Source organism: Nocardia acididurans (genome assembly GCF_016741815.1).
Lineage (GTDB): Bacteria > Actinomycetota > Actinomycetes > Mycobacteriales > Mycobacteriaceae > Nocardia > Nocardia acididurans.
Genome location: NZ_JAERRJ010000034.1, coordinates 1 through 7,170, shown reverse-complemented (window position 1 = coordinate 7,170; position 7,170 = coordinate 1). Strand labels below are relative to the sequence as shown.

7 protein-coding genes are annotated in these 7,170 nt (G+C 67.4%); 6 read left to right on the top strand and 1 reads right to left on the bottom strand.

All coding sequences use genetic code 11. From position 1 onward, the window contains the following. Positions 1-217 (top strand): hypothetical protein (locus JK358_RS38580; RefSeq protein ID WP_201958806.1); only part of this gene is annotated, 217 nt, incomplete at its 5' end. A gap of 153 nt (positions 218-370) precedes the next feature. Beyond that, complete coding sequence (locus JK358_RS38575) at positions 371-1,291, top strand: methylenetetrahydrofolate reductase (protein WP_307817931.1); 921 nt, start codon at positions 371-373, stop codon at positions 1,289-1,291. 18 nt (positions 1,292-1,309) lie between these two features. Here JK358_RS38575 and JK358_RS38570 read toward each other — a convergent pair whose 3' ends face one another. Then, a complete protein-coding gene (locus JK358_RS38570; RefSeq protein WP_201958803.1) occupies positions 1,310-2,734 on the bottom strand; it encodes a short-chain fatty acyl-CoA regulator family protein in 1,425 nt (474 codons plus the stop codon). Positions 2,735-2,888: 154 nt separating this feature from the next. Here JK358_RS38570 and prpD point away from each other — a divergent pair, with 154 nt between their 5' ends. From prpD to JK358_RS38550, 4 genes are all read left to right on the top strand, one after another. Next, positions 2,889-4,391, top strand: coding sequence for a 2-methylcitrate dehydratase PrpD (prpD, locus tag JK358_RS38565; protein ID WP_201958808.1), 1,503 nt, complete (start codon positions 2,889-2,891; stop codon positions 4,389-4,391). Then, positions 4,391-5,305, top strand: coding sequence for a methylisocitrate lyase (prpB, locus tag JK358_RS38560; RefSeq protein WP_201958801.1), 915 nt, complete (start codon positions 4,391-4,393; stop codon positions 5,303-5,305). The genes prpD and prpB overlap by 1 nt, the downstream gene beginning before the upstream one ends. Further along, on the top strand, positions 5,302-6,480 hold the full coding sequence (locus tag JK358_RS38555; RefSeq protein ID WP_201958799.1) for a bifunctional 2-methylcitrate synthase/citrate synthase: 1,179 nt from the start codon (positions 5,302-5,304) through the stop codon (positions 6,478-6,480). The genes prpB and JK358_RS38555 overlap by 4 nt, the downstream gene beginning before the upstream one ends. A 117-nt stretch (positions 6,481-6,597) precedes the next feature. Continuing rightward, a partial coding sequence (locus JK358_RS38550) for a biotin carboxylase N-terminal domain-containing protein (protein WP_307817930.1) occupies positions 6,598-7,170 on the top strand: 573 nt, incomplete at its 3' end.

Here is a 7,170-nt window from a genome sequence, read left to right as displayed (position 1 = left end):
AGGCTTCCACCTCGGCGTCGGACCCGGCGTCTACGACATCCACTCGCCGCGCGTGCCCGGCACCGAGGAGATCGAGACCTCCCTCGCAGCGGCACTGAAAGCCGTTCCGGCCGAACGGCTCTGGGTCAACCCGGACTGCGGCCTGAAGACCCGCGGCAACGACGAGGTCATCGCCTCGCTGCGCAACCTGGTCCACGCGGCCAAGGCGCTGCGCTGACGTAGAATCAGCCGGGGCGCCCGCGCGGCGGGCGCCCCGGCTCGCGTCGTTCTCCCTCTCAGTCTCGAGGCCACCATGCATTTCTTTTCCGCGGACCGCACGGCGACCGGCGCTGCCGTACGAAGTATTCGCCCGGCGCCCTGTTCCCGATCGGTGGTCGAGAGCCTGCGCGCCCACGCCGGGACGCGGGTGCCGTTCTCGGTGGAGTTCAACCCGCCCCGCGATGCCGCGGGCGAAGCCCGATTGTGGCGTGCTGTACGGCAATTCGAACGCATGCATCCGGCGTTCGTGTCGATGACCTACGGCGCGGGCGGCTCCACCAAGGACCGCACCGCCCGCATCACCAGACAGCTGGCCCAGCAGACCACCCTGCTGCCGGTCGCGCATCTGACCGCGGTCGGGCACGGTCTCGCCGAACTGCGGGCCCTGGTCGGCTCCTACGCCGACTGCGGCATTCGCAATATCCTGGTGCTGCGCGGTGATCCGCCCGGAGATCCGCTGGGGGAGTGGCGCAAACACCCCGACGGTGTCACCTACGCCGAGGAGCTGGTCCGGATCGTGCGCGATCTCGGTGACTTCAATGTCGGCGTGGCCTCGTTCCCGGAAGGTCATCACCGGTCTCCGGACCTGGCGACCGACACCGCCTTCCTGGCCGCGAAACTGCGTGCGGGAGCGGACTATTCGATCACGCAGATGTTCTTCGACATCGAGCACTACCTGCGATTGCGGGATCGCGTCGCCGCGCACGATCCGATCGAGGGCGCGAAACCGATCATCCCGGAACTCATGCCGATCACCTCACTGCGCACGGTGCAGCGAGCGGTGGAACTGTCCGGGCGCGCGGTGCCCGCGCCGGTGCTCGACCGGTTGCGCAAGGCGGCCGGTGACGGCCCGGAGGAGAACCGCGAGGCGGTGCGCGCGGCCGGTATCGAGATCGCGACCGAGATGGCGCAGCGGCTCATCGCCGAGGGTGCGCCGTGTCTGCACTTCATCACCCTCAATTTCGCCAAGGCGACCTCCGAGGTGCTGACCAACCTCGGCTACGAGGTCACCGCCGCACCCCTGAGCGCATAGCGGGCCGCTCGAATCGGGTCAGACGGTCGTCGTCGGTACGTAGGGGATGTTCTGCGAGCTGTTGTCGTCCACCCGGATCGGACGACCCAGTTGCGGAAACGCGCGCTGCGCGCAGTCGGTGCGCTCACACACCTTGCATCCGGCCCCGATCGGCACCGCCGTGCGCGGATCGTCGATCGGCAGGCCGTGCGAGTACACGAGTTTCTCGGAGTAGGCCAGATCGCAGCCCAGCCCGATGGCGAAATCGCGTTTGGGGGAGAGGAATCCGGGCGCTTTCTCGTCGGTGGTGCGCGCCAGCCACAGGTAGTTGCGGCCGTCGGGCATCTGCGCGATCTGGGTGCGGATGCTGCCCGGCGTGGAGAACGCCTCGTGTACCACCCACAGCGGGCAGCTGCCGCCGACCCGGGAGAAATGGAATGCGGTGGCGGACTGGCGTTTCGAGATGTTCCCGGCACGGTCGGTGCGCACGAAGAAGAACGGGACGCCCCGCTTGCCCGGCCGCTGCAACGTCGACAGCCGGTGGCAGACGGTCTCGAAGCCCACCTCGAACTTCGCCGCCAGCATCTCGATGTCGTAGCGCAGGGATTCGGCGGCGTCCCAGAACGGGGTGTACGGCAGGATCAGCGCCCCGGCGAAGTAGTTGGCCAGCCCGATGCGCAGCAGTCCGCGCGAATGCTCGGGCATGGTCTCGGCCTGGTCGATCAGATCGTCGATCACCGCGGCCTGGGTGAGAAAGGCCAGCTGCGTGGCCAATTGGAAGGCCCGTTGCCCGGTGCTGAGCCGACGCGCCAGGGTCAGCACACCGGCTTTGGGATCGAACACCCGTTTCGGGCCGGGTGAATTCGGATCGTCGGTGCGAATCACGACCACGATGCCGTACTTGTCGCGCAGCAGCGTCGTCAGTTGCAGGTCGAGTCCGCCGATGCTGAATCCGTTGTGGCGGAACAGTTCCTCGGCCGCCGTATCGAGCTCCGGGATGTGGTTGCGGCGATCGTAGAAGTAGTCGCGCACATCCTCGTACGGCATGGCGGCAGTGGAATCCGTTGTGCCGCTGTCGATTCCAGCCGAGACCCGCTCCATCTGCTCGGTCGCGCCGCGCAGCCGCCGGTGCAGGCCGACCAGCATGCGCGCGGCCGCCGGGACACGTGCGACGAGATCGTCCATCTCCGCGGTGGTGATGCCCGCGCCTTCGGGATCCTCGGCGAACACGTCCTGCAGGTCCGCGATGAGCCGGGCGTCGCTGTCGGCGGCGAAGAACCCCATGTCCAGATCGAAGCGGGAATTCAGCCGCAGCAGCACCGGCACGGTCAGCGGGCGCTGGTCGTGTTCGAGCTGGTTGATGTAGCTCACGGATAGCTCCAGAGCCTTGGCCAGGCCCGACTGGGAGAGCCCGCGTTGCTCACGGAGCGTGCGCAACCGAGCGCCCGCGTACATCTTCTGCATATCCACAATCTAGCAAGATCGATTTACACAACTTTCACACTTTTACAGATTCGCTTCCACAAAATTAGGCAATTGCGGGGTATTTCCGCTAGTGACGGCGCTGTGTAGCGTGCGAAATGTACCGGTGAACATCGACTCCCTGGAGGCTTCGACCGTGAAGAATCATCTCGTCCGCACCCACCGCTCCGCGGAAGACTTCCCCCGCGAGGAGCACCTCGCGTGGAAGATCGCCGAGGTCGCGGCGGATGCCGTGGAGGTTGCTCCGGAGACGGAAGAGATGATCGTCAACCGGATCATCGACAACGCCGCCGTCGCCGCCGCGTCGGTCACCCGCCGCCCGGTCGCCAATGCGCGTGCCCAGGCCCTGACCCACCCGTACTCGCCCGGCGCGACCGTGTTCGGCGTCGACGCCCGGGTCTCGCCGGAATGGGCCGCGCTGGCCAACGGAGTCGCGGTGCGCGAGCTCGACTTCCACGACACCTTCCTGGCCGCCGAGTACTCGCACCCGGGCGACAACATCCCGTCCATCCTGGCCGTCGCCCAGCACACCGGACGTTCCGGCCGCGACCTGATCCGTGGTCTGGCAACGGGTTACGAGATCCAGGTCGACCTGGTGCGCGCGATCTGCCTGCACGAGCACAAGATCGACCACGTCGCCCACCTCGGCCCGTCGGCCGCCGCCGGCATCGGCACCCTGCTGGGCCTCGACACCGAGACCATCTACCAGGCCATCGGCCAGGCCCTGCACACCACCACCGCCACCCGCCAGTCCCGCAAGGGCGAGATCTCCAGCTGGAAGGCGTACGCCCCGGCGTTCGCGGGCAAGATGGCCGTCGAGGCCGTGGACCGCGCCATGCGCGGCGAGGGCGCGCCGTCCCCGATCTGGGAGGGTGAGGACGGCGTCATCGCCTGGCTGCTCGGCGGCCCGAAGGCCGAGTACACCGTGCCGCTGCCCGGCCCGGGTGAGGCCAAGCGCGGCATCCTCGACACCTACACCAAGGAACACTCGGCCGAGTACCAGAGCCAGGCTCCGATCGACCTGGCGTTCCGGCTGCGCGAGCGGGTCGGCGACCTGAGCCAGATCGCGTCGATCGTGCTGCACACCAGCCATCACACGCACTACGTGATCGGCACCGGCTCGGGCGATCCGCAGAAGTTCGATCCCAAGGCGTCGCGCGAGACCCTGGACCACTCGATCATGTACATCTTCGCTGTCGCCCTCGAGGACGGCACCTGGCACCACGAGCGTTCCTACGCTCCCGAGCGTGCGCAGCGTCCCGGCACGATCGAGCTGTGGAACAAGATCTCCACCGCCGAGGATCCGGAGTGGACCCGCCGCTACCACTCGACCGACCCGAACGAGAAGGCGTTCGGCGCGCGCGCCGAGGTCACCCTCGAGAGCGGCGAGGTCATCGTGGACGAGCTGGCCGTCGCCGACGCTCACCCGCTGGGCGCGCGGCCGTTCGCCCGTGACCAGTACATCGCGAAGTTCCGCACCCTCGCCGAGGGCGTTGTGGAACCCGCCGAGCAGGACCGCTTCCTCGAGGTGGTCCAGCGCGCGGGCGAGCTGTCCGCCGCCGAGCTGTCGGGGCTCAATTTCACCGTCTCGGCGGATGTGCTCGCCCGCGCGCCCCAGTCCCCGAAGGGTCTGTTCTGATGACCGGACTTCTGGCTGCCACCACCTCCGCCGGCGACAAGCGGGCCGCCTTCAAGGCGGGCCTGACCTCCGGCACGATTCAGCGGTTCCCGGGTGCGTTCAATCCGTTGGTGGCCAAGCTGATTCAGGAGATCGGCTTCGAAGGCGTCTACGTCTCCGGCGCGGTGCTCTCGGCGGATCTCGGTCTGCCCGATATCGGCTTGACCACGCTGACCGAGGTCACCGGGCGCGGACAGCAGATCGCCCGCGTCACCGACCTGCCGGTGCTCATCGACGCCGACACCGGTTTCGGTGAACCCATGAGCGCCGCCCGCACGGTGACGCTCATGGAGGACGCCGGAATCGCGGGCCTGCACCTCGAGGATCAGGTCAACCCCAAGCGCTGCGGCCACCTCGACGGCAAGGCCGTGGTGCCCACCGCCGATATGGTGCGCCGCCTGCGCGCGGCCGTATCCGCCAGGCGCGACCCGAATTTCGTGATCTGCGCCCGCACCGACGCCGCCGGGATCGAGGGCATCGACGCGGCCATCGAACGCGCGAAGGCGTACGCCGACGCCGGGGCCGACCTCATCTTCACCGAGGCCCTGCACACCCCCGCGGACTTCGAGAAGTTCCGGGCCGCCGTCTCGATTCCCCTGCTGGCCAATATGACCGAGTTCGGCAAGTCCGAACTGCTGTCGGCCAAGGTGCTCGAGTCCATCGGCTTCAACGCGGTCATCTACCCGGTGACCACGCTGCGCCTGGCCATGTACGCCGCCGAGACCGGACTGCGCGAAATCGCCGAGACCGGAACCCAGTCCGGGCTGCTCGATCGGATGCAGCACCGGAGCCGTCTCTACGAGCTTCTCCAGTACGAGCGTTACAACGAATTCGATTCCGACATCTTCAATTTCACTCTGGGAAGGAATCAATGAACACCGCATCGCGTAGCGATTCCGTGGGGGGTGGTGGTCGGGCGACGGGTGGGCCGGAGACCGCGATCCAGACTATTTACAAGGGTCTCGCCGGCGTCGTCGTCGACACCACCTCGATCTCCAAGGTGGTGCCGGAAACCAACTCGCTGACCTACCGCGGCTACGCGGTCCAGGATCTGGCGGCCAACTGCAGTTTCGAACAGGTCGCCTACCTGCTGTGGTACGGCGAACTCCCCAATGACGCCCAGCTGGCGCAGTTCATGCAGTCCGAACGCGCGTCGCGCCGCGTCGACCGCTCGCTGCTGTCGCTCATCGCCAAGATGCCCGATAACTGCCACCCGATGGACGTGGTCCGCACCGCCATCAGCTGGCTCGGCGCCGAAGACCCCGACGAGTGGGACAACTCGCCGAAGGCCAACCGCGCCAAGGCCCTTCGCATGATGGCGGTCCTGCCCACCATCGTGGCCGCCGACCACCGCAAGCGGCACGGCCTCGAGCCCATCGCCCCGCACTCGCACATGGGCTTCGCGGAGAACTTCCTGCACATGTGCTTCGGGAAGGTCCCGGCTCCGGAACTGGTGAAGGCGTTCGAGGTCTCGCTGATCCTCTACGCAGAGCACAGTTTCAACGCCTCCACCTTCGCCGCCCGCGTGGTCACCTCCACGCTGTCGGACATCTACAGCGCGGTCACCGCCGCCATCGGCGCGCTCAAGGGCCCGCTGCACGGCGGCGCGAACGAGGCGGTCATGCACGACATGATCGAGATCGGCGATCCGGCGCTGGCCGAGGAGTGGATGCGCAACAAGCTGGCCAAGAAGGAAAAGGTGATGGGCTTCGGCCACCGGGTCTACAAGAACGGTGACTCGCGGGTGCCCACCATGAAGAAGGCCTTCCTGGATGTCGCGGCCGTCACCGACGGCGCGAAGTGGGTCCAGATGTACGAGATCCTCGAGCAGACCATGACCGAGGCCACCGGCATCAAGCCCAACCTCGACTTCCCGACCGGTCCGGCGTACTACCTGCTCGGCTTCGATATCGAGGTGTTCACCCCGATCTTCGTGATGAGCCGCATCACCGGCTGGACCGCGCACATCATCGAACAGGGCGAATCCAATGCCCTGATCCGGCCGCTGAGCGAATACGTCGGCGTGCCACAGCGTTCCGTCGTGGCCTGACAGCCCCAGCCACGACGTTCACCGGACGGCCCGCACTTCACCTGGTGCGGGCCGTCTCCCATTCCCGGTGCGGTATCCCCGTCGCTGGTGTCCCGAAACCATGAGGTAGCCCGCTCTATGTTCTCGAAAGTCCTGGTGGCCAATCGCGGCGAGATCGCCATTCGTGCCTTCCGCGCCGCCTACGAACTCGGCGCGAACACCGTCGCGGTATTTCCCTTCGAGGATCGCAATTCACCGCATCGGCTCAAGGCCGACGAATCCTACGAGATCGGCGAGGTCGGACACCCGGTCCGCGCCTATCTGTCGGTGGGGGAGATCATCGCCGCCGCCCGCAGATCCGGTGCGGACGCGGTGTACCCGGGCTACGGATTCCTTTCGGAGAACCCGGATCTCGCGGCGGCCTGCGCGGCGGCGGGCATCACCTTCATCGGACCGTCGGCGCAGGTCCTCGAGCTGACCGGCAACAAGGCCAGCGCCATCGCCGCGGCCAAGGCGGCGGGCCTGCCGGTGTTGAAGTCCAGCGAGCCGTCCGCGGATGTGGACGCGCTGATGGCGGCCTCGGAGTCGATGGACTTCCCCGTGTTCGTCAAAGCGGTCGCGGGTGGTGGCGGGCGCGGTATGCGCCGGGTCGCCGAGCGTTCGCAACTGCGCGAGGCCATCGAAGCCGCCGCCCGCGAAGCCGAATCGGCC